This is a genomic window from Streptomyces aurantiaciflavus (assembly GCF_049808595.1).
Lineage (GTDB): Bacteria > Actinomycetota > Actinomycetes > Streptomycetales > Streptomycetaceae > Streptomyces.
Window position 1 is genome coordinate 22282 of sequence record NZ_JBNCAQ010000046.1, and the last position, 21498, is coordinate 43779.

The 21498-nt window shown below is 74.5% G+C and carries 6 protein-coding genes and 1 pseudogene; 3 read left to right on the forward strand and 4 right to left on the reverse strand.

The features are described from left to right. Positions 1-35: 35 nt before the first annotated feature. On the reverse strand, positions 36-13787 hold the full coding sequence (locus tag ACPT94_RS37350) for an SDR family NAD(P)-dependent oxidoreductase (protein ID WP_425247203.1): 13752 nt from the start codon (positions 13785-13787) through the stop codon (positions 36-38). 139 nt (positions 13788-13926) lie between these two features. After that, complete coding sequence (locus ACPT94_RS37355; RefSeq protein WP_360339376.1) at positions 13927-15636, reverse strand: fatty acyl-AMP ligase; 1710 nt, start codon at positions 15634-15636, stop codon at positions 13927-13929. A gap of 415 nt (positions 15637-16051) precedes the next feature. Here ACPT94_RS37355 and ACPT94_RS37360 point away from each other — a divergent pair, with 415 nt between their 5' ends. Beyond that, positions 16052-17146 carry a baeRF3 domain-containing protein gene (locus ACPT94_RS37360; protein WP_360339379.1) on the forward strand — a complete coding sequence of 365 codons (1095 nt, stop codon included), beginning with the start codon at positions 16052-16054 and terminating at the stop codon, positions 17144-17146. 291 nt (positions 17147-17437) lie between these two features. Beyond that, positions 17438-18451 carry a Gfo/Idh/MocA family protein gene (locus ACPT94_RS37365; RefSeq protein WP_360339382.1) on the forward strand — a complete coding sequence of 338 codons (1014 nt, stop codon included), beginning with the start codon at positions 17438-17440 and terminating at the stop codon, positions 18449-18451. 12 nt (positions 18452-18463) lie between these two features. Here the strand turns inward: ACPT94_RS37365 and ACPT94_RS37370 are convergent, their stop codons facing one another. Then, positions 18464-18886, reverse strand: coding sequence for an SsgA family sporulation/cell division regulator (locus ACPT94_RS37370; protein ID WP_360339385.1), 423 nt, complete (start codon positions 18884-18886; stop codon positions 18464-18466). 418 nt (positions 18887-19304) lie between these two features. On the opposite strand from ACPT94_RS37370, the gene ACPT94_RS37375 reads away from it, so the two are divergent. Further along, complete coding sequence (locus ACPT94_RS37375) at positions 19305-20714, forward strand: PP2C family protein-serine/threonine phosphatase (RefSeq protein WP_360339388.1); 1410 nt, start codon at positions 19305-19307, stop codon at positions 20712-20714. Between the two features lie 37 nt (positions 20715-20751). On the opposite strand, the pseudogene ACPT94_RS37380 reads toward ACPT94_RS37375, so the two are convergent. Next, positions 20752-21417 (reverse strand): annotated as a pseudogene (locus tag ACPT94_RS37380) (NsdA family TPR-like regulatory protein); the annotation flags it as partial. Between the last annotated feature and the right edge of the window lie 81 nt (positions 21418-21498).

A 21498-nucleotide genomic window follows, 5' to 3' on the forward strand; every position in this document is an offset into this window, starting at 1 on the left:
CCTTTCCTTCACTGCGGCACGGCCGCCCGACGCCCTCACTGCGCCCAGGACCGGAACGCCCGCAGGTGCTCCGGTGTCGCCACGGTCTCCAGCCGTTCGTCGTCGGGGTCGCCCCCGCCGAGGGCGGCCACGATCCGGCGGGCCGGCGCGTTGCGCGGGGTGCGCTCGGCCGTCAGCCGCACCTTGGTGCAGCCCAGTTCGTCGGCCCGGTCGGCGAGGCGGCCCAACAGCCGTTCCTCGACGCCCCGGCCGAGGGCGCGGCAGCTCATCAGCCAGGCCAGGACGTCGAGTCGGTCGCCCTCGGCGCGGACGGCGAGCAGGCCGATCTGGCCGTAGTCGCCGAAGCGGTCCCGGGCGGCGGCGGTCCACACCTCGCCGCGCTGCCGCCACCGGTCGAGGTCACCGCCGTCGGCCGAGCGGGCGCGGAGGGTGAACTGGTTGGTGCGGCGGACGAGTTGCTCGGCCCGCTGGACGTCGTCCTCCCCCAGGGGCCGGATGTCGACCTCGAGTTCCAGCTGGGCGAGGAACTCCTCGAACCCGGCCTGATCGCGGACGGCGTCCCGCTCCCGCTCCTGGTCGTAGAAGCGGGCCCGCAGCGCGTCCTCGGCGGTCGCGGCGGCCGGGACCAGGGGCCACAACCGGTGCAGGAACTCCTCCAGTCCGGCCTCCGGCGGGCAGGTCACCGACAGGACCTGGGGCAGCGCGGAGCGCATCCTGCCGATCTCGGCCGGGTTGTCGTCCAGGAACAGGAAGCTGTCCACACCGAGGTCGAGGGTGCGGGCCGCCTCCGTCAGGCGGGTCGGCTTCGGCGCCCACGCGGCGGAGAGCACGCTGAAGTGCTCCGGCTTGAGCAGGCTGTCGGGCCGGTCGAGGACGGCACGGACGGTCTCCTCGTCGTTGTTGCTGACGAGCGCCAGCAGCACCCCGGCCGCGCGCCACTGCAACAACCGCCGTGCGAGCAGCGCGCGTGGCCCGGACAGGTCCACGGCCTCGGGACCGATCTCCCCCGCCACGCCGCTCCACAGCGTCTCGTCGCCGTCGACGGCGATCACCTTGGGCGCGGGCCGCAGCACCGCGCGGACGACGTCGGCGAGGGTCAGGGCCACCGCCGCCTGGAAGGGCGGTGTGAAGGGCAGGTGGGCCAGCCGTTCGGTGCGCTCGTCGAAGCGCTCCCCGACGGGGTGGTGGCGGGTCCAGTCGTCGGGGCCGAGCACCGCGACGCCCGGCAGGCCGGTCAGCTCCTCGGCGATCTCCCGCTCCCATCGGGTGAGGCGTTCATCGGTGTGGGCGGCGGGCAGGAAGCCGACGATCAGCGGCTTGCGGGTCCGTTCGGCCACGGCGCGCAGCGCGGCCGGGTACTGCGTGCGCAGCTCGGCGAGGAGTGCGTCGTCCACCGGGCCGAACCGCTCCAGGTCCCGCGCCCTCAGGAGCACGGCGCCGACCGCCGTCGCCGGGTCGGCGAAGACGCCGGCCGGGTCGCGCAGGGCGGCGAGCACCTGGTGGTACGGGGCCTCGGCGACCGTGGGGCCGCCGGCGTCCTTGAGGGCCGTCTCGCACATCAGTGGGAGGTGCCCGAGAGCGAAGGTGGCGGCGAGGGCTATGGAGCCCGGCGACGTGGCGGGCACCGGCGCCGTACGCACGGGAGCGGCGGCGTCCTCGGCCACCTCCCCCAGCAGCCGCACGAACTCCTCCCCGAGCCCGGCCGTGGCCGCCGCGTCCAGGATGTCCAGGTTGTGGTCGAGCCGGACGCGGCCCGCGTCCGGGGTCATGGTGATCATCAGGTCGAGGTCGGAGTACCCGGTGCCGGCCGGCAGGACGTCGAGCCGTTCGAGGCGGCCTCCGTAGCGGACGTAGTTGAAGTAGACCTCCACCAGCGGGGCGTTCGCCCGGTGCAGCCCCTGCCGGGCCAGTGTGGCCAGGACGTCGGAGAACATCGCGCCCTTCGCCAGCAGCCGTTCCATACGGCCGTCCGTGCGGCGCAGCACCTCCGCCACCGGTTCCGCCGCCCGCGCCTCGGCCGGGAAGGGCACCGGTACGCCGAAGAAGCCGACCGCGTCGAAGGCGTCGGCGTGGATGCGGGTGTCCACCGGCACGGCGAGCACGAAGCGTTCCTTCTCCCGCTTCCGCGCCAGCAGCACGGTCAGGGTGCCCAGGCAGAAGGCGGCGGGGGTGACGGCGAGCCTGCTCGCGGCCTCCGCCACACGGTCCATGAGCCCGTCGGGCAGGGAGACGGTGACGCTCCCGGCCCGGTACGACCGCTCGGCCGGGCGGGGACTCGACAGCGTCAGGTCGAGCCGCTCACTGCCCTCGAAGGCCGCACGCCACGCGTCGGTCGCCGTGCCCTCGCCGGTCTGCTGGGCCTCGATCAGGAGGTGGACGTCCCGGTTGCTGACGTCGCCGTCGAGCGGGGTGCCGGACAGTTCGGCGTCGATCTCACCGGCCACGAGCAGCAGGGACTGCAGGTCGCTGACCGCATGGTGGGCGCCGAAGACCAGGATCTGGCCCCACGGGTCCGGGGCGTCCAGCAGCTCGAACCGCCACAGGGGCGCGGTCCCGAGATCGAACGGCGGTTCCAGCAGCTCCCGGAGCCGCTCGGCCGCGTCCGGCTCCGCCGTCACGGGCGTCCAGCGCAGCAAGGGCTCCGGGAGCTCCCGGACCACCTTCAGCTCGCGCCCCTCCGCGCCGGTCACGACGGCCGTCCGCAGGGCGGCGTGGCGTGCGGCGAGCCGGGCCACGACACCGGTGAGCGTCTCACGATCCGTCGCAGTGGTGAGACGCACGGCGAGGCCGACGGCGTGGGCGGCCTGCGGCATGTCCGGGCGGGCACTGCGCAGCAGGCGCACGACGTCACGGGTGGCCGGGTGCGTCTCGGTCTCCGGCACGTCCGCGACCGGGTCGGCGGCGGGACCGGCGGGCGGCTGGTCCACCGCCCGCTCGGGCAGGGCGGCGGCCAGGGTCCGTGCCAGGCCGCGGATGTCGGCGGCGGCGAACATCTCGGCGGTGGGCAGTTCGACGCCCAGTTCTCGGGCGAAGGAGTTGCGCAGCCGCACCAGCATGAGGGAGTCCAGGCCCAGCTCCTTCAGCGCGGTGCTCGCGGTGGCGTCGACGATGCCGCCGGAGACCTCGCCGACACGGGCGCGGACGTAGGCGTCGAGCCAGGTGGCGCGGTCCTCGTCGGTGGTGGCGGCGAACACCTTCCGCACCAGTTCGTCCGCGTCACCGGTGCCGGTGGGCGCGGTGACGAGGTCGGCGAGGAGGGGGCGGGTGCGGACCGCGTCCGGGGCGAGGGCGAGCAGCTCCCGGTCCAGGGCCATCGGGGCGAGCTGGCGGCGGGAGCTGGCGAGGACCTGGTCGAACAGCTCGCCGCCCTCCTGCGGGGAGAAGGCGACCAGTCCGGAGCGGCCCGTCTCGGCGGTCCGGGTGCCGGACTCGGCGACCATGCCGACGCCGGACCAGGCGCCCCAGTCGAGGCTGAGCGCCCGTCGCCCGGTGCGGGAGAGGTGGTGGGCCCAGGCGTCGAGGAAGGCGTTGGCCGCCGAGTAGGGGCTCTGTCCGGGCGAGCCGAGCAGACCGGCCGCCGAGGCGAACAGGACCAGGTTCCCCGCTTCCGGGGCGAGTTCGGTGAGCAGGGCCGTGCCGAGCACCTTGGGCGCGAGGACCCGCAGGACACGCTCGTCGGTCAGGTTCGCCACGGTCGCGTCGTCGAGGACACCGGCCGCGTGCACGATCCCGGCGATGGGCCCGGTTTCCTGTCGTACGGCGTCCAGGGCGGCCGTGAGGCCGACGCGGTCGGCCACGTCGGCGCGGGCGAGGTGCACGGTGACCCCGCGCTCCTCCAGCCCCCGGATCCAGCGCTGGGCGTCCGGGGCCGGTGTGCCCCGGCTCAGCAGGGCCAGGCGGCGGGCGCCGCGCCGGACGAGCCGCTCGGCGACGACGCGGCCGAGACCGCCGAGTCCACCCGTGATCAGGTGGACGCCCTCGGGGGAGATGCCGTGGTCGCCGTCGGCGTCCGGGTGGGTGCGGGCCAGCCGCGGCACGAGACGGCCGGAGTCGCGCAGGGCGACGAGGCGTTCGTCGTCGGCGTGCCGCAGCTGCGTCCACAGGGCGTCGGCGCCGTCGCCGGGCGGCAGGTCGACGAGGGTGGTGGACAGCTCGGGGTACTCCTGGGCGACCGCGAGTCCGAAGCCCCAGGCGAGCGCCTGCTGTGGGTGCACGACCTGTTCGCTGTCCCCGGCGGCCTGGCTGCCGCGGGCGACGACGAACAGGCGCGGGGCACGGCCACGGGGGCGGTCGGCGAGGGCACGCACCAGGTGCAGGGTGCTGAGGCAGCAGAGCCGGGCCGCCTCCTCGGCCGTGCGCTCGTCGGCGACGGGCGGGGCGTCGAGCGCGGTGAGCTGGACGACCCGGGCGGGCAGGGCGTCCGGATACGCCTCGTCGAGCAGCCGGGCCAGGTGGCCGGGGTCGGCGGGGTCGAGGGCGTACCGCCCGGGGCCCTCGACGGCGAACTCCGCCGCGCTGCGCGCGACGACGTGCGGCACCTCCGAGGAGCGGAGGCGGGCGACGAGGTCGTCGGCGGTCCCGGTCCCGTCGGCGAGGATCAGCCAGCTTCCCTCGGCGGGCGGTTCCTGGGCGGCCGGGCGGGGCTGCCAGCGGGTCTCGAAGAGGGCGCCGTCCAGCGGGGAGAGCGCGGCGAGGCGGAACTCCTCGGCCTCCAGGACGAGTTGTTCGTCCTCGTCCCACAGCCGCAGGTCGAGGGTGGCGGTGTCCCCGGCGAGCGACCGCAGCTCACAGCTCGCCCAGACGGGCGCGGTGCGGCGTCCGGTGAAGCGGACGCGGCCGAACCCGGCGGGCACGAACGCCCGGCCCTCGGGCGCGGCGGCGGGCAGGGCGGCCGTGTGGAAGGCGGAGTCGAGGACAGCGGGGTGGAACAGGTGTCCGGCGGCGGGCCGCCGGGCGAGCCGGCCGAGGGCGGTGGTGTCGCCGCGGTGACCCGCCTCCAGATTGCGGAAGGCGGGGCCGTAGTCGATACCGAGCGCGCCCAACCGGGCGTAGACAGCCGCCAGTTCGACGGCCTCCGGGCAGTTCTCGCGTATGTCGTCCAGGTGGGGCTCGGAGACCGGGGGGCCGTCGACGGGGGCGCCGTCGGCGACGACTCGACCGCTGACGTGACGTTCCCAGCGCCGGCCGCCGGCGGTCGCCGAGGACACGGCGAACTCGCGGGAGCCGTCCTCCCCCGCGGGCCGCAGGACGAGCTGCAGCCGTACGGGCTCGTCCTCCTGGAGGCGCAGCGGCTGGACGAACCGCACGTCCTCCAGCCTCACTTCGCCGCCCTCACCCACAGTGGAGGCGGCTTCCAGAGCCATGCCGAGGAAGGCGGCACCGGGCAGCCAGACCTCTCCGGCGACCCGGTGGTCGGCGAGGTGGGCGAGACGGCTGTCGCGCAGGTCGAGGTCGCTCTGGAAGAGGTGGCGGTCGGGTTCGTCGCTGGCCTCGATGTGCGTGCCGAGCAGGGGAGAAACACCGGGCGCGGTGGCCGGGGCGGGAGCGAGCCAGTGGCGTTCGCGGGCGAAGGCGTAGGTGGGCAGGTCGAGGCGGCGGCCCTGCGGGAACAGTGCCGTCCAGTCGGGGGCGTGCCCCGCCGTGTACAGCTCGCCGACCCGGTGCAGCAGGATGGCCCGGCCGTCCTGCTGGCGACGCAGCGAGCCGACGCCGACGGCGTCGATGCCGGCCTCGGCGGCCACGGCCTCGATGGCGGCGGTGAGCGACGGGTGCGGGCTCAGCTCGACGAAGTAGCGGTAGCCGTCGTCCAGCATTCGGGTGACGGTGTCCGCGAAGCGGACGGGCTGCCGGAGGTTGGCGTACCAGTACGCGGCGTCCAGGCGGCCGCCGTCCACCGGCTCGGCCGCCACCGCCGAGTACAGGGGGATGTCCGTCCGCGTGCCCCGGACGCCGGAGAAGCGGTCGAGCAACTCGTCGCGCAGCGGTTCCATGAGCGGGCTGTGCGAGGCGAACGGCGTCGACAGCCGGCGGACGGTGACACCCCGCTCCTCCAGCCGGCGGCCCAGCTCCGCCAGGGCGCCGGCTTCGCCGGAGACGGCGGTGGAGCGGGCGCTGTTCACGGCTCCGACGAACAGCCGTCCCGCGTACGGGGCGAGCAGCTCCTCGACCTCGGTGTGCGGGAGGTCGACGGCGACCATGCCGCCGCGTCCGACGAGCGGGACGACCGCGTGGGCGCGCCCGGTCACCACGGTCACGGCGTCGTCGAGGGTGAGGGCGCCCGCGTGGTACGCGGCGGCGATCTCACCCAGGCTGTGTCCGGTCACGGCGTCCGGGGTGACGCCGAGTGCGCGCCAGGCGGCGGCCAGCGCCGCGTTGACCGCGAACAGCACCGGCTGGAGATACTCGGTGCGCTCCAGCGGAGAGAACTCCTCGGGAGCGCGCAGGACATTGAGCACGGACCAGCCGACGTGCCGCTGCACGGCCTCGTCGATCCGGGTCAGCTCCTCACGGAACGCCTCGGAGTCGGCGTACGACTGCAGCCCCATGCCGGGCCACTGGCCTCCGTGCCCGGCGAACACGAAGGCGACCTTCCCGCCCTGCTCCTCGCGGGGCGCGGTCAGCGGCGCCCGGCCGGACGCCAACGCGTCAAGAACGGCGCGCAGTTCGCCGTGGTCGCCGGCCACGACAGCGGCACGCCGCTCGAAGTGGCTGCGGTGGTGGGCAAGGGTGTACGCGACGTCCGGCAGGACGGTGTCCTCGGTGAGGTGTGCCAGGAGCCGCGCGGCCTGTCCGCGGACGGCGGCCTCACCGCGCCCGGACAGGACGAACAGCCGCTTGCCGTCGCCGTCCGGCCCTTCGGCCTCCGGCAGGGGCTCGCCGGCAGGCGCCTCCTCCACGATCACATGGGCGTTGGTGCCGCTGATCCCGAAGGCGCTCACCCCGGCGCGCCGGACTCGCTCCCGCGTCGCCGGCCAGGGCCGCGCCTCCTGGAGCAGCCGCAGCCCGCTGTCGTCCCAGTCGACATGCCGGCTGGGCGTGTCCGCGTGCAGGGTGGCCGGGAGGGTCTCGTGCCGGAGCGACTGCACCACCTTGATCAGCCCGGCGACGCCCGAAGCGGCCTGTGTGTGACCGATGTTGGACTTCAGGGATCCCAGGTACAGCGGCCGGTCCTGGGGGCGGGTGGCGCCGAAGACCTGGGAGAGGGCGTTCGCCTCGATGGGGTCGCCGAGGGTGGTGCCGGTGCCGTGCGCCTCGATGTGGTCGATGTCGGCGGGAGTGAGCCCGGACTGCTCCAGAGCGCGCCGGACGACCTGTTCCTGGGCGGGCCCGTTGGGGGCGGACAGGCCCTGACTGCGGCCGTCCTGGTTGACGGCGGTGCCGCGCAGCACCGCGAGCACCTCGTCGCCGTCGCGCCGGGCGTCGCTCAGCCGCTTCAGGACGAGCATGCCCGCGCCCTCGGACCAGATCGCCCCGTCGGCGTCGTCGGAGAAGGAGCGGCAGCGGCCGCCGGCGGACAGCCCGCGCAGTCGGCTGAACTCGACGAAGGTCTGCGGGGTCACCATCAGGGTGACCCCGCCGGCGAGCGCGAGGTCGCACTCGCCCGACCGCAGTGCCTGCGCCGCGAGGTGGGTGGCGACCAGGGAGGACGAGCAGGCCGTGTCGACGGTCAGCGCGGGCCCGTGCAGACCGAGGGCGTACGCGAGCCGGCCGGAGGCCACGCTCAGTGCGGAGCCGGTGCCGACGTAGCCGTCGAGCTGGTCGAGGCGGGTGCCGGCCAGGTAGTCGCTGCCGAACATGCCGACGTACACGCCGGTGGTGCTGCCGGCGAGGGCGGCGGGCACGATCCCGGCGTGCTCCAGCGCCTCCCACGCCGTCTCCAGCAGCAGCCGTTGCTGCGGGTCCATGGCGGCGGCCTCCTTCGGGGTGATGCCGAAGAAGCCCGCGTCGAAGGAGTCGATGTCGTCGAGGAATCCGCCGTCCCGGGCGTACGACTTGCCGGGGGCGTCCGGGTCGGGGTCGTAGAGGGACTCCACGTCCCAGCGCCCGGCCGGGAAGGGGCCGACGGCGTCCCGCCCGTCGGCGACCAGCCGCCACAGGTCGTCGGGGTCGTGCACGCCGCCGGGCAGACGGCAGGCCATCGCCACGACGGCGATCGGCTCGTCGGCCGGAGGCTCGGTGCGGGCCGGACGTGCGGCGGCCGCCGCCTTGGCGGTCGTCGCGCCGAGTGCGGTGTCGAGCAGGTGGCGGGCGAGCCGGGCCGGGGTGGGGTGGTCGAACAGCAGGGTGGCCGGGAGCTTGACGGCGAGGCGCGCGCCGATGCGGTTGCGCAGTTCGACCGCCGTCACCGAGTCCATGCCGAGTTCGCGCAGCGGCTGGTCGGGCCGGACGGACTCCGCCGAGCGCAGGCCGAGGGCGCGGGAGGCCTCCTCGCGGACGAGGGCGAGGACGCGGTCGGCGCGTTCGGCCTCGGGCAGCGCGGCCAGCCGGCCGGCCAGGCCGCCGTCCCGGCCGGTGGTGCGGGGTGCGGGCAGCAGTGAGCGCCACAGAGCGGCCCCGGCCACCGTCTCGCGCAGACGCGGCAGGTCGAGGGCACAGGCCACCAGGTGCGGTGTGCCGCGTCGCAGGGCGAGTTCCACCAGGTCGCGGCCCTGGTCGGGGGTGAGGGCGCGGTGACCGAGGCGGGCCATGCGCGCCAGGTCGGCGTGTTCGGCGGCGAGGCCTTCACCGGCCCAGGCGCCGAAGGAGACGGAGACCGCGGGCAGCCCCTGGGCGCGCCGGTGGTGAGCGAGCTGGTCGAGGAAGACGTTGGCGGCCGCGTAGTTGCCCTGGCCGGCGTTGCCGAGGACGCCGGCGGCCGAGGACACCAGCAGGAACATCTCCAGCGGCAGCCCGGCGGTGAGCCGGTGCAGATGCGTGGCGCCGTCGACCTTGGGCCGCAGCACCCGCGCGAGCCGCTCGGGTGTCAGCTCGGCGATCACTCCGTCGTCCAGGACGCCCGCGCAGTGGACCACTCCCCGCAGGGGCGTCTTCACGCGGGCGAGGGCATCGGCCAGGGCGTCGGCGTCCGCGACATCGCAGGCGGCCACCTCGGCCTCGGCACCGAGGGCGGCCAGTTCGGCGACGGTGTCGGCGGCACGGGGATCGTCGGATCCCTGACGGGACGTCAGCACGAGGCGCGGCACGCCGCGTTCGGCGAGCAGGCGCGCGATGTGCCGGCCGACGGCACCGAGGCCGCCGGTGATCAGGACGGTGCCGTCGCTGGGCACCGTCCCGCTGTCCGTGGCGCGGGCGCGGATCAGCCGGGGCGCCAGCAACTCCCCCGATCGGTGGGCGAGTTCGGGTTCGCCGGCCTGGGCGACGGCGGCCCGGAGCGCGTCCGCGCAGTCGGGGCCGTCGATGTCCAGCAGGGTCAGCCCGAGGTCCGGGTGCTCGGCGCGCGCACTGCGGGCCAGCCCCCACAGCACGGACTGCGCGAGATGCGCAACGGCGTCGCCCTCACCGGCGGCGACCGCGCCCCGCGTCACCCAGACGGTCCGCGCGGGCGCCCGCCCCGGCGCGAGCGCGACGAGCGCCTGCAACTCGGCGAGTGCCGTCGCGGCCAACTCCTGTGCTGCCGCGGCGGGTTCAGCGTCGGACGCGGGCCGCGGCCAGAACCGTACGACGACATCGGCGTCTGTGTCGCTCACCCGGATCCCGGCCGCCTCCAGCCGGCGCGCTTCGGCCGGATCGCCGACGACGGCCCACTCCCCCTCCTGAGCGTCGGCCCCAAGGTCCACGGCCGTCCACGCCACCTCGTACAGATGCCGTGCGTTCTCCGAGCCGCCGCTCAGGTCGGCCGGCGTCGCCGTCCGCAGCCGTACGTCCTCCAGGCGGCCCGCGAAGAAGCCGTCGGAGTCCCACAGGGTGACGTCGAGGGTGACGTCGGCGGCCGTCGCGCCCGTCCGCCGCACGGAGGCGGTCAGGTCCGCGGCTCCGCCGGGCGGCAGGGTGCAGCGGCCCACGGCGACGGGCAGCAGGACCCGGTCGTCGGCGGCGTCGAGCGCGGCGGCGACGTGCAGGGCGGCGTCCAGCAGCGCCGGGTGGACCGGGTAGGGGTCGGCCACGTCACGGGCGGTTGGCGGCAGGGACAGGCGGGCGAGCAGCTCCCCGTCACCGGTGAGCACCGCATCCCGTACGCCCTGGAAGGCGGGGCCGTAGCCGAGGCCGGTCCTGCTCAGCCGCTCGTACGTCTCCGGGGTCCACGCCGGCGCGGCGCCCTCGGGCCGGACCGGGGGCCGCTCCCCCGCCGCCACGGCCGGCTCGGACCCCGACGCGGTGGCGTGCAGCGTCCAGCCCGCCGCCTCCTGACCGCGTGGACGGCTGTGCACGGTCACCTCCGGCGCGGGACCGTCGGCGACCACCTCGACCGACACCTCGACGGTGCCGGAGGCGGGCAGGACGAGGGGGGCGAGGAGGAGCAGGCCGGTGACGTCGGCGGGCTCGTCGGGGCGGGCGGCGGCGAGAGCGGCCCGGCACAGTTCGAGCAGGGTGGTGCCGGAGACGACGGTGCGGCCGAACACGGCGTGGTCGGGCAGCCAGTCGGCGGTGGCCGGGGACCATTCGTTGCGGAAGGTCCAGCGGGTCTCGTCCGCCGACCGGAGCTGGATGCCGAGCAAGGGGTGCGCGGCGCGGTCGAGGAGTCCGGCGCCGCCGGTGGCGCCCTCGGGCTCGATCCAGTACCGCTGCGTGTCCCAGGCGTACGTGGGCAGTGCGGCCGGGGCCGTGAGGGGAACGACGCGTCGCCAGTCGACGGACCGTCCGTGGACGTGGAGTTCGGCCGCCGCCCGGTCCAGGCAGGCGGGCCCGTCGGTGTCCCGGCGCAGCGAGCCGACGGCGACGAGCTCGTGCCCGGCCTCCTCGCCGATCGTGCGCACGGCGGTCAGCAGGGAGGGATGCGGGCTCAGCTCGACGAAGCACCGGTACCCGTCGGCCGCCATGCGCTCCACGGTCGGCGCGAAGCGGACGGCCTCGCGCAGGTTGGTGTACCAGTAGTCGGCCTCCAGTTCCTCGGTGACGGGCTCGCCGGTGACCGTGGAGTACCAGGCCACGGAGGCCGGGTACGTGGTCACCCCGTCGAGTTCGTCGAGGATCTCCGTGCGGACCGCTTCGACCTGGGCGCTGTGGGAGGCGTAGTCGACGTCGAGCCGGCGGACGAACACCTGCTCACGGTCGAGGGCGTCGAGGAGTGCCTGGAGCGGCTCCACCTCGCCGGCGATCACCGTGGAGCGCCCGCTGTTGACGGCGGCGACGGACACCCGGCCGTCCAGGCCGGCGAGACGGGTCTCGACCTCGGTGTGGGGCAGGGCGACCACGGCCATGGTGCCGGTGCCGGACAGCGCGGTCAGGGCCTGGCTGCGCAGGGCGACGACGGCGGCCGCGTCGTTGAGGCTGAGGGCCCCGGCGACGCAGGCCGCGGCGACCTCGCCCTGGCTGTGTCCGATCACCGCGTCCGGGCGGATCCCACGGGCCCGCCACACGGCGGCCAGGGACACCATCACGGCGAAGAGGACCGGCTGGACGACGTCGACGCGGTCCAGGGAGGGCGCGCCCGCGTCGCCGCGCAGCACGGCGGCGACGGACCACTCGGTGAAGGGGCGCAGGGCGCCGTCGCAGCGGTCGAGTTCGTCCGCGAACACGGGGTCGTGCGCGAGCAGGTCACGGGCCATGCCGGGCCACTGGGCCCCCTGGCCGGGGAAGACGAAGGCCACCTTGCCGGGCGGGAAGGCGTGCTGGGGGCCCGTGGTCCGGTCGGGGTCGGGGTGTCCGTCGGCCAACGCGCCCAGTGCGGCGAGGAGTTCGTCGCGGTCGGCCGCCTGGACGACGGCCCGGTGCTCGAAGTGGGTGCGGTGGTGGGTGAGGGTCGCGGCGACGGCGGGAAGGGGCGACTCGGGTCGCTCACGCAGGGCCGCGGCGAGGCGCTCGGCCTGTCCCTTCAGGGCGGGCAGGCTGCGGGCGGAGAGCGGGAACAGGGTCGGCCCTGTGCGGCCGGCCCCGGACGTCCCGTCCGCCCGACGCACCCCGTCCGCCCGGCCGGCCCCCTCCCGCTGAGGCACTCCCTCCCGCTGAGGCACTCCCTCCCGCTGAGGCACTCCCTCCTGCTGAGGCACTCCCTCGTGAGGCCCCTCGTCCCGGGTCGCCCCTTCCCGTCGGGGAGCCTCCTCCAGCACCACGTGCGCGTTCGTCCCGCTGATCCCGAAGGCGCTCACGCCCGCCCGCCGCACCCGGTCCGCGCGGCGCGGCCAGGCCACCGCGCCGGTGGTCACGCGCAGCCCGCTGCCGTCCCAGGCGATGTGCTCGGTGGGCGTCTCGGCGTGCAGGGACTCCGGAATCCGCTCGTGCCCGAGGGCCAGCACCGTCTTGATGACGCCGCCGATGCCCGCCGCGGCCTGGGTGTGCCCAATGTTCGACTTGAGGGAGCCGACGCCGAGGGGCCGGTCGGCGGGCCGCCCCGGCCCGAAGACGGCGGCGAGCGCGTTGCCCTCGATGGGGTCGCCGAGCCGGGTACCGGTGCCGTGGGCCTCGACGTAGTCGATGTCCTGCGGGCGCAGTCCGGCGGCGTCCAGGGCGGCCCGCAGCACCCGTTCCTGCGCGAGCCCGTTGGGCGCGCTCAGCCCCTGGCTGCGGCCGTCCTGGTTGAGGGCCGAGCCCTTGACGACGGCGAGGACCCGGTCGCCGTCCCGCTGGGCGTCGGCGAGCCGCTTGAGCAGCACCAGCCCGCAGCCCTCCGCCCACACCACACCGTCCGCGTCGGCGGAGAACGGGCTGCACCGCCCGGACGGCGACAGCCCGCGCAGCCGGCTGAACTCGACGTGCCCGCGCGGCGTCACCAGCAGCGTCGCACCGCCCGCCAGGGCGAGGTCGCACTCCCCGGCCGCGAGCGCCCTCGCCGCGAGGTGCAGCGCGACCAGCGAGGAGGAACACGCCGTGTCGACGGTGACCGCGGGTCCCTGGAGGCCGAGCGTGTAGGCGATGCGCCCGGAGGCCACGCTGGCGGCCGAGCCGGTGCCGACGTGTCCGTCGAGCTGCCCGAGGGAGGCCGCGCCGAGGTATCCGCTGTCGTAGAGGCCGATGTAGACGCCTGTGGAGCTGCCGTTCAGCGTGTCGGGGACGATGCCGGCGCGTTCGAGGGTCTCCCACGTGGTCTGCAGCAGGAGCCGCTGCTGCGGGTCCATGGCGGCGGCCTCGCGCGGGGAGATGCCGAAGAACGGCGCGTCGAAGCGGTCGATGCCGTCGAGGAAGCCGCCGCTCAGCGTGTAGGCCTTGCCGGTGGCCTCCGGGTCGGGATCGAGGAGGCCTCGTGTGTCCCAACGTCCCGCCGGGACCTCGGATATGACGTCCTGTCCGGCGTCGAGGAGCCGCCACAGGGCCTCGGGGTCCTCGGCTCCGCCGGGAAAGCGGCAGGCCATGGAGACGATGGCGATGTCGTCGTGCTCGACGCGCCCCGGCTGCTCGGACGCCTGGTCGGCCTGAGGTTTCTCGAAGAGCGCGTCGGCGAGCGCCGCGATCGTGGGGTGGTTGAAGACGAGGGACGGCTCCAGGGTGCGGCCGGTCCGCTCGGAGAGGTCGGCGCCGAGAGCGACCAACTGGCGGGATCCCAGGCCGAATTCGGCGAGCGGGCGGTGCGGGTCGACGGTCAGCGGGTCGAGTCCGGCCGCCGCGGCCACGGCCGTCGCCAGCCAGGCGCGCACGCCCTCGGCGGTCGTCACGGACGGCTCGGGGTTGTGGTGCTGAGACGCGTTCGCAGGCATCGGAAGAGGAGTCCTCGTGAACTGGGTGCGCGGCGGGTTCGGTACGCCGGGAGAGGCGCGAGCCGGAGCGAAGGGACGGATTCGGCGGTCGGGGGTGAGCGGCTCCGTCGGCCGAACGGTGGGCCGACGGGGGCCGTCGTCATCCGTCGGCGGGTGCGCCGAGCACGGAGAGCGTGCCGTCGAGGTAGGCCGTGCGGGAGGCGCGGCGCTGGATCTTGCCGCTGGAGGTCTTGGGGATCGTGCCGGGGTGGACCAGGACGACGTCGTGCACGGGCAGTCCGTGGGCGTCGCCGATCGCGGCCCGGATCAGATCGGTGATCTTCTCGGCCTCGCCGGCCGCGTCGGAGGCCACCTCGGCGACGAGGACGGGCAGTTCTCCCTCGACGCCGTGGTCCACGGAGAAGGCGGCGGTGCAGCCGGGCCGCAGCGCGGGGTGGGACATCTCGGCGGAGAGTTCCAGGTCCTGCGGGTAGTAGTTGCGACCGTCGACGACCATCAGGTCCTTCAGCCGGCCGGTGACGAACAGCTCGCCGTCCCGCAGGAATCCGAGGTCGCCGGTGCGCAGGAAGCGGCCCTCGCGGCCGGGCAGGGTCGCGCGGAACGACTCGCGGGTGGCGAGGGCGTTGCGCCAGTAGCCCTTCGCGACGCTCGCGCCCCGCACCCAGATCTCGCCGACCTCGCCCTCGGGCAGTTCCTGCTGCCGCTCGGGGTCGGCGACGACGACGGTCAACCCCTCGCCGGGCTTCCCGCAGCCCACGGCGGCGGCGTCGGTCGTACCGCCGTCCGCGTCCAGCAGGACGGGAGGCCGCCCCACCGTGCCGCCGGTGACCATGACGGTGGCCTCGGCCAGCCCGTAGCAGGGGTAGAAGGCCTCGCGGCGGAACCCGGCCGGGGCGAAGGTTTCGGTGAACCGCCGCAGGGTGGCGGCGCGCACCGGTTCGGCGCCGTTGAAGGCGACCTTCCACGAGCTCAGGTCGAGGTCGTCGACGAGTTCGGGGGTGGCGTGCTTCAGGCAGAGCTCGTAGGCGAAGTTGGGGCCGCCGCTGGTGTGCGGGCGGTAGTGGCTGACGGCCCGCAGCCAGCGGTCGGGGCGCTGCAGGAAGTGCAGCGGGGAGAACAGGGTGGTGGTCAGGCCGAGGTAGACCGTGTTCAGGACCGGGCCGATGAGTCCCATGTCGTGGTAGACGGGCAGCCAGCTGACGATCAGTTCGCGGCCGTACTCCTCGACGACCTCGGGGGTGTGGCCCATGCGTTCGGTGATGACCCGCTCGTTGTCCAGCAGGTTGCCGTGGGTGACGATCACTCCGCGAGGGGCGGAGGTGGAGCCGGAGGTGTACTGGAGGAAGGCGACGGAGTCGGCGGTGAGGTCGGGCTCGCGCCAGGCCGCGGCCGCCTCCTCGGTCATGTCCTCGGTGGCCACGCAGGTGATCTCGGCGAGTTCGGGCAGGTGCTCGGCCATGGCGCCGAGGGCGGCGATGACCTCGCGGCCGCCCAGGATCACCTTGGCGTCCGCGTCGGCGATCAGGCGTTTCATCCGGGTGAGGGCGCGGTGGTTCTGCGCGCGGCCCTGCGGGGGCACGCCCGGTACGGCGACGACTCCGGCGGCGAGGCAGCCGAGGTAGCCGCAGACGAACTCCAGGCCGGGCGGGTAGAGCAGCATCGCGCGGGAGCCGGCGAGGCCGCGTTCCTGGAGCCAGGCGGCGACGGCCCGGGAACGGGTGGCCAGGCGGGCGTAGGAGATCTCCTGGATCTCTCCGTCCAGGTCCCCCGTGACGAGGTAGCGGTAGGCGGTCCGGTCGGGCTGGTGCGTGGCGTGCGTGGTCAGCAGATCGACCAGGGAACGAGCCATGTTGACGAGTCTCACCTGTCTGTCAGCGCGCGGGGGAACTGGAGTTCGAGATGCGACATCCGCGTCCGCGCGGACTCCGGGACCGCTCCGGCGCCGTCGCCGGATCACCCGCCTCGTCCGTCCACCGGGGAACCGCTCACCGGTCCGCTTACCGGGTCCCCGTCCCCCCACTCAGTTTGCTACCGGCGAGTAACACCCTAGCAAAGGCCCGCTCGCGCGACGGGTCGAACCCATGTAAACCCTGCGTGTCGAACGGAGTTGACGCGTTCGAACAGCAGACGCGCACAGTCGGAACCCTACAAGATCCTCCGCGGCGGGCACACCACATCGCATCCGCCGTCCCGCCCGCGCACCGGCCCCGCGCGACCTCCTTGCCCCAAATGCCCCCTACGCGAATCGGACCTATCGTGCTGCTATGGAGCACGCACTCAGCCCCGCGACCCTCTCCGAACTGCGCCGCCCGCGCCCCTATCCCGCGGTGTCCGTGCTGACCCCGACACACCGCCGGGACCCGTTGAACGCCCAGGACCGGGTCCGGCTGCGCAATGTCGTCGCCGAGGCGAAGAAGCAGCTGGAGTCCGACCCGGCGGTCACCCGTGAGCGACGCGTCGACGTCGCCGAGCAGCTCGACCGGGCCTTGGCCGAGGTCGATCTGGCGCATGCCGAGGACGGCCTGGTGATCTTCGCCGCGCCGGGCGAGCACCAGGTGTGGTCCCTGGCCCGTCCCGTGCCCGAGCGGGTCGTCCTCTCCGACACCTTCCTCACCCGCAACCTGGTCTCCGCACAGGCGGCCGAGCGGCCGTTCTGGGTGCTGTCGGTCTCCGCCGACCGCGTCACGCTGTGGAGCGGCGGCGTCGACCGGGTCACCGAGGACCACTCCGGCGGCTTCCCGCTGACCAGGCATCGCCCGAACTTCGACGCCGAGCGCCAGGAGCAGATCGGCGACATCCCGAGCACCTTCCGCGACGAGGACACCCGCCATTTCCTGCGGGACGCGGACGCGGCGATGAGCCGTCTGCTGCGCGAGGACCCGCGGCCGCTGTACCTCACCGGCGAGCAGGCGGCGCTGTCGGCCCTCGACGAGATCGGCACCGTGACCAGGGACGCGGTGCACGTCCCGCACGGCGGACTGTCGCACGGGACCCCGGACGCGGTGTGGCAGGCCGTGCGGCCCCTGGTTGCCGCCGAGGCCCGCAAGAGCGTGAACACGGTCAGCCAGGAGCTGGTGTCGGCCCTCGGCCGCAAGCAGTTCGCGGCCGGCGTCGACGAGGTCTGGCAGAGCGCGCGGGAGGGCAGGGTGCGGTTGCTCGCCGTCGAGGAGAACTACCGCGTCACCGTGCGTGACGACGGCGCCCATCTGGTCCCGGCCGAGAGCAGCGACCTCGACGCCCGCGACGACATCGTGGACGAGATCGTCGAGCAGTGCCTGGAGACGGGCGCCGAGGTCCGCTTCGTCCCCGACGGCACCCTGGGCGACGCGGCCGGCATCGCGGGAGTGCTCCGCTACTAGTGCCGCGGCAGGCGACGTTCGCCCCGTCGCGACGCCCGGCACGCCCTCTCGCCGCACCGGCCGAAAGCCCGAGTACATCCAGTACGAGGGCTTCCGGCCGGCACACCGAGAGCACGCTCCCCCACCCTCGAACCGGCTTCGCGGCTCGGGCGGGAGGTACCCCCACGACGCCGCCCCCCAACGGGCAAACGTTGCCTGCCGCGGCACTGGCAAGCCGGTCCACCGGACGGGCCCGGTCCTCCCCGGGCGGCGTACGCTACGGCGTGATCGTCGGCCGGAGGGAGAGCGCACGTGGGTGAGCTGCTGGGCGTGGCGGTACTGGGCGCCGGACACATGGGCGCCGACCACATACGGCGCCTTGACCGCGTGGTGAGCGGGGCCCGGGTCGCCGCCGTGGCCGATCCCGACACCGCCCGCGCGAAGGAGGCCGCCGCCGGGATCGAGGGGGTCTCGGTGCACCGCGAGGCGCAGTCCGCGCTGGACGCCCCCGGCGTCGACGCCGTGCTGATCGCCTCACCCGGTCCCGCCCACGAGGAGGCCCTGCTCGCGGCCTTCGCCCGCGGGCTGCCGGTGCTGTGCGAGAAGCCCATGGTGCCGGAGTCCGCCGGCGCGCTGCGTGTCCTGGAGGCGGAGGCGCGGCTGGGCCGGCGTCTGGCCCAGGTCGGCTTCATGCGGCGCTACGACGCCGAGTACCGCAGGCTCAAGGCGCTGCTGGACGACGGGCGCCTCGGCCGGCCGCTGATGCTGCACTGCACCCACCGCAACGTCTCCTCGCCGCCCGGCTTCACCAGCGGCATGCTGATCGACAGCTCGGTGTCGCACGAGATCGACGCGGCCCGCTGGCTGCTGGGCCAGGAACTGACGGCCGTGACCGTGCTGCGGCCGCGTTCCTCGTCCGGCGCCCCGGAGGGCCTGCTCGACCCGCAGTTCGTGCTCTTCGAGACGGATGGGGGCGCCCTGGTCGACGTGGAGGTCTTCGTCAACTGCGGCTTCGGCTACCAGGTGCGCTGCGAGGCCGTGTGCGAGGCGGGCAGCGCCCGGATCGGCGACGACCACGGGCTGCTCACGACCGCGCGGGGCACCGCCGGCACGGATGTGCCCCAGGACTACCTGGTCCGCTTCGTCGACGCCTACGACCGCGAGGTGCAGGCCTGGGTCGACGCCACCCGGCAGGGCCGGGTCACGGGCCCGTCCGTCTGGGACGGCTACGCGGCCTCCGTCGTCGCCGAGGCCGGGGTCCGGGCGCTGGAGAACGGCACGCGCGTGGCCGTGGACCTCGCCCCGCGCCCGGACCCGTACCGCTGACGCCGAAGGCCCTCAGACATTGCCGAGCAGGGCGTTCAGCCCCTGGTCGACCGCGGCACCGACGTCCTCGCGGCCCGCGGCGACCACGGCGTAGCTGCGCAGCAGGAAACGCCGCAGGGCCGCCGTGTCGAACTGGAGCAGGGCCAGCCCCAGCGGGGAGTGGAGCTCCAGCACCGTACGGGACCGGCCGCACGGCCAGATCTGGACGTCACCGCTGCCGGCCGGACCGCGCAGCCCCTCCTCCAGCAGCGCACGGCCGAAGGTCCAGGTGACCGGATCGCCCTGCAGACAGGCCTCGGAGGGGAAGTCGAGGTGCACGGCGAGGGGGTCGGCGGAGGTGTAGCGCAGCGTGGCGGGGACGGGGAGCTCCCGCTCCTCGGCGGTGATGAGCTGGGCACGGGCGGTCTGTCGGACGGTGACGTGGGCGAGGTCCATGGTCGGTCTCCGCGGCGGTGAGAGGTCGGCCGTTTCGGCGTGATGCTTGTAGGACCTCGCAGGGGCCGTTCGCATTACGCAAAAGCGGCGGCGAATTGATGTGACCTGCGTCACGAGTGCACGGTCCGGCCTCTCACGGCCCGACATCATGGAACACACGACCGTCGAACACCCGGATGATCCCCCTCGGGCGACCCGCCGATTCCTCCAAGTCGCGTACGGCGCCTACGACTTGACCCCTCCACCGCCTACACGTTTCACACGACTCAACGCCCTCACGAAGACTGTGGCATATGCCAAACGCATCACCGTATCGTGTGTTGCCAAATCCCTTACACGGAGTCGCGGGCTGTGCAACAGTCGTAACGGCCCTTCCGTCAGCCTTTGGTCGTCCCCGTCCCCCGCATCGGAGTGCGTCATGCCACCCCACCTCTCTGCGGACCGCCCAGCCGCCCAGCCGCCAGGACACGGCTCGGTCGACGCGCTGATCACGCAGACGCGACGGCTCAAGGGCGAGGTGGACGCCGTACGACGGGACGCGCAGGACGACGGGACGGACCCCCAGGGACGCTGGCAGCGCGCGCTCTACGATCTGGCGCTGCACCAACTCAACGACCTCGACGCCCACTTGGCGCAACTGCGGGACGGACCGCCTCAAGCCGAAGCCGCACCCGCGCCGACCGCTTCCCGGCGCGGCGCGCTGCTCAGCCGGGTCGGCAGCGCGGAGTGGAACCTGCTCACCGACGAGGCCGTCTGGTCCGGCGAGCTGTACCAGCTCCTCGGCCGCGACCCGGCCACTCCCCCGCTCACCCTCGACGAACTGCCCTCCCTCGTCCTCGAGGAGGACCGGCCGAAGCTGACGGCGATGGTCACCGACTGCCTCGTCGACGCCCGGCCCATCGACGGCGAGTTCCGCATCGTGCTGCCGGACGGCGAGGTCCGGACCGTGCACATGATGGGCGAGCCCGTGCTCGACGCCGACGGCAGCACCGCCTCGATGTGGGCCGTGCTGCGGGACGTCAGCGAACTGCACCGCAGCCGGCGGGCGGTGAGCGAGACCCGTGACTCGCTGCAGCGCCACCGGCACGCGGCACAGACCGAGCGCCGGCTCGCGGTCGAGCTGCAGGAAGCCGTGCTGCCGCCCTGGCGCGGCTCCCTGCGGCTCGCGCACCAGGGTCCCCGCTCACTCGATCTCGCCGCGCACTACCTGCCCGCCACCACGACCTCACTCATCGGCGGCGACTGGTACGACGCGCTCGAACTCGCCGACGGCGAAACGCTGTTGAGCGTCGGCGACCTCACCGGCCACGGCCCGGCCGTCACCTCCACCATGGCGATGATGCTGGGCGCCCTGCGCGGCATGGCGATGGCGGGCGCCCAGCCGGCCCAACTGATGAGCTGGCTCAACCAGTTACTGGACGCGGGCGCCCAGCCGACCCTCGCCGGAGCCGTCTGCTGCCGCTACCGTCCCGGCACCCGCACCCTGACGTGGGCGCAGGCCGGACACCCCGCCCCGCTGCTCTTCCGCGACGGGACGGGGCGCCGGCTCAGCGCACCGGACGGCGTCCTCCTCGGCGCCACCTCGGGCGCCGCCTACGGACAGGCCGAGGAGACCCTCGAAGAAGGCGACCTGCTCCTGCTGCACACCGACGGGCTGGTGCCGCGGAACAGCAGCGAACCGGCCGACGTGAGCCCCCTGCTGGACCTGGCCCCGCGCTTCGACGCGGCGCGCACCGCACAGGACTGCGTGCGGACGGTCGTGGAGGAGTTCGGTGCACGCGGGCGCGAGGACGACGCCTGTGTGCTCGTCGCGCGGGTGACGCCGTAAAAGACCGGGACCGTGGCAACCGGCCCCGCCAACCGACTCATGCCTGGGCGGTGTTGCCGCCCCTTCCCCCTTTCGCCTTCGGCAGCGCCTGCCGGATCTCCTCGCGCAGCTCGCTGATCCTCGGGTAGTTGGCGTACTCCGCGGTGAGCCGGTACATCTGGCGCAGCCGGTCCCAGGTGCGGCGGGAGGAGTTCGAGCCCATCGACATCAGGGCCAGCCGGGCGTACCGGTCCGCCTGTTCGGGGTCGTGGGCGATGAAGCAGGCCGACGCCATGGACAGATGGTCGAAGATCTTCGACCGCTCCCGTCCGTCGACACGCAGCGCCAGCGCCTTCTCCGCGTAGTACTGGGCGTGCACGGCCGCCCCGGGCTCGAACTCGGCCAGGGTGCGGTAGGCCAGGGCCTGCATGCCGTACAGGTCCTCGTCCTTGAAGGTCTGCATCCAGGACGGCGGTTCCACATCGGCCTTGTTCGAGACGAACAGGTCCTCCGCCTGACCGAGGGTGCGGCGCATGGCCTGGCCCTTGCCCATCGACGCCTGCGCCCAGGCCTCGATGGTGTGGAACATCGCCCGCGTCCGCGGCAGCACCTCGTCGCCGGAGCCGGACTGGGCGAGCTTCATCAGGTCGAGGGCGTCGTCGGGCCGGCCGAGGTGCACCATCTGGCGGGCCGCCCGGGAGAGCGCCTCGCCGGCCCGCGGCCGGGGGCCGCCCGCCCCCCCCCCCCCGGGGGGGGCGGGGGGGGCCGCGGGGGGGGGGGGGGGCCGCGCCCCCGCGGGCGCCCC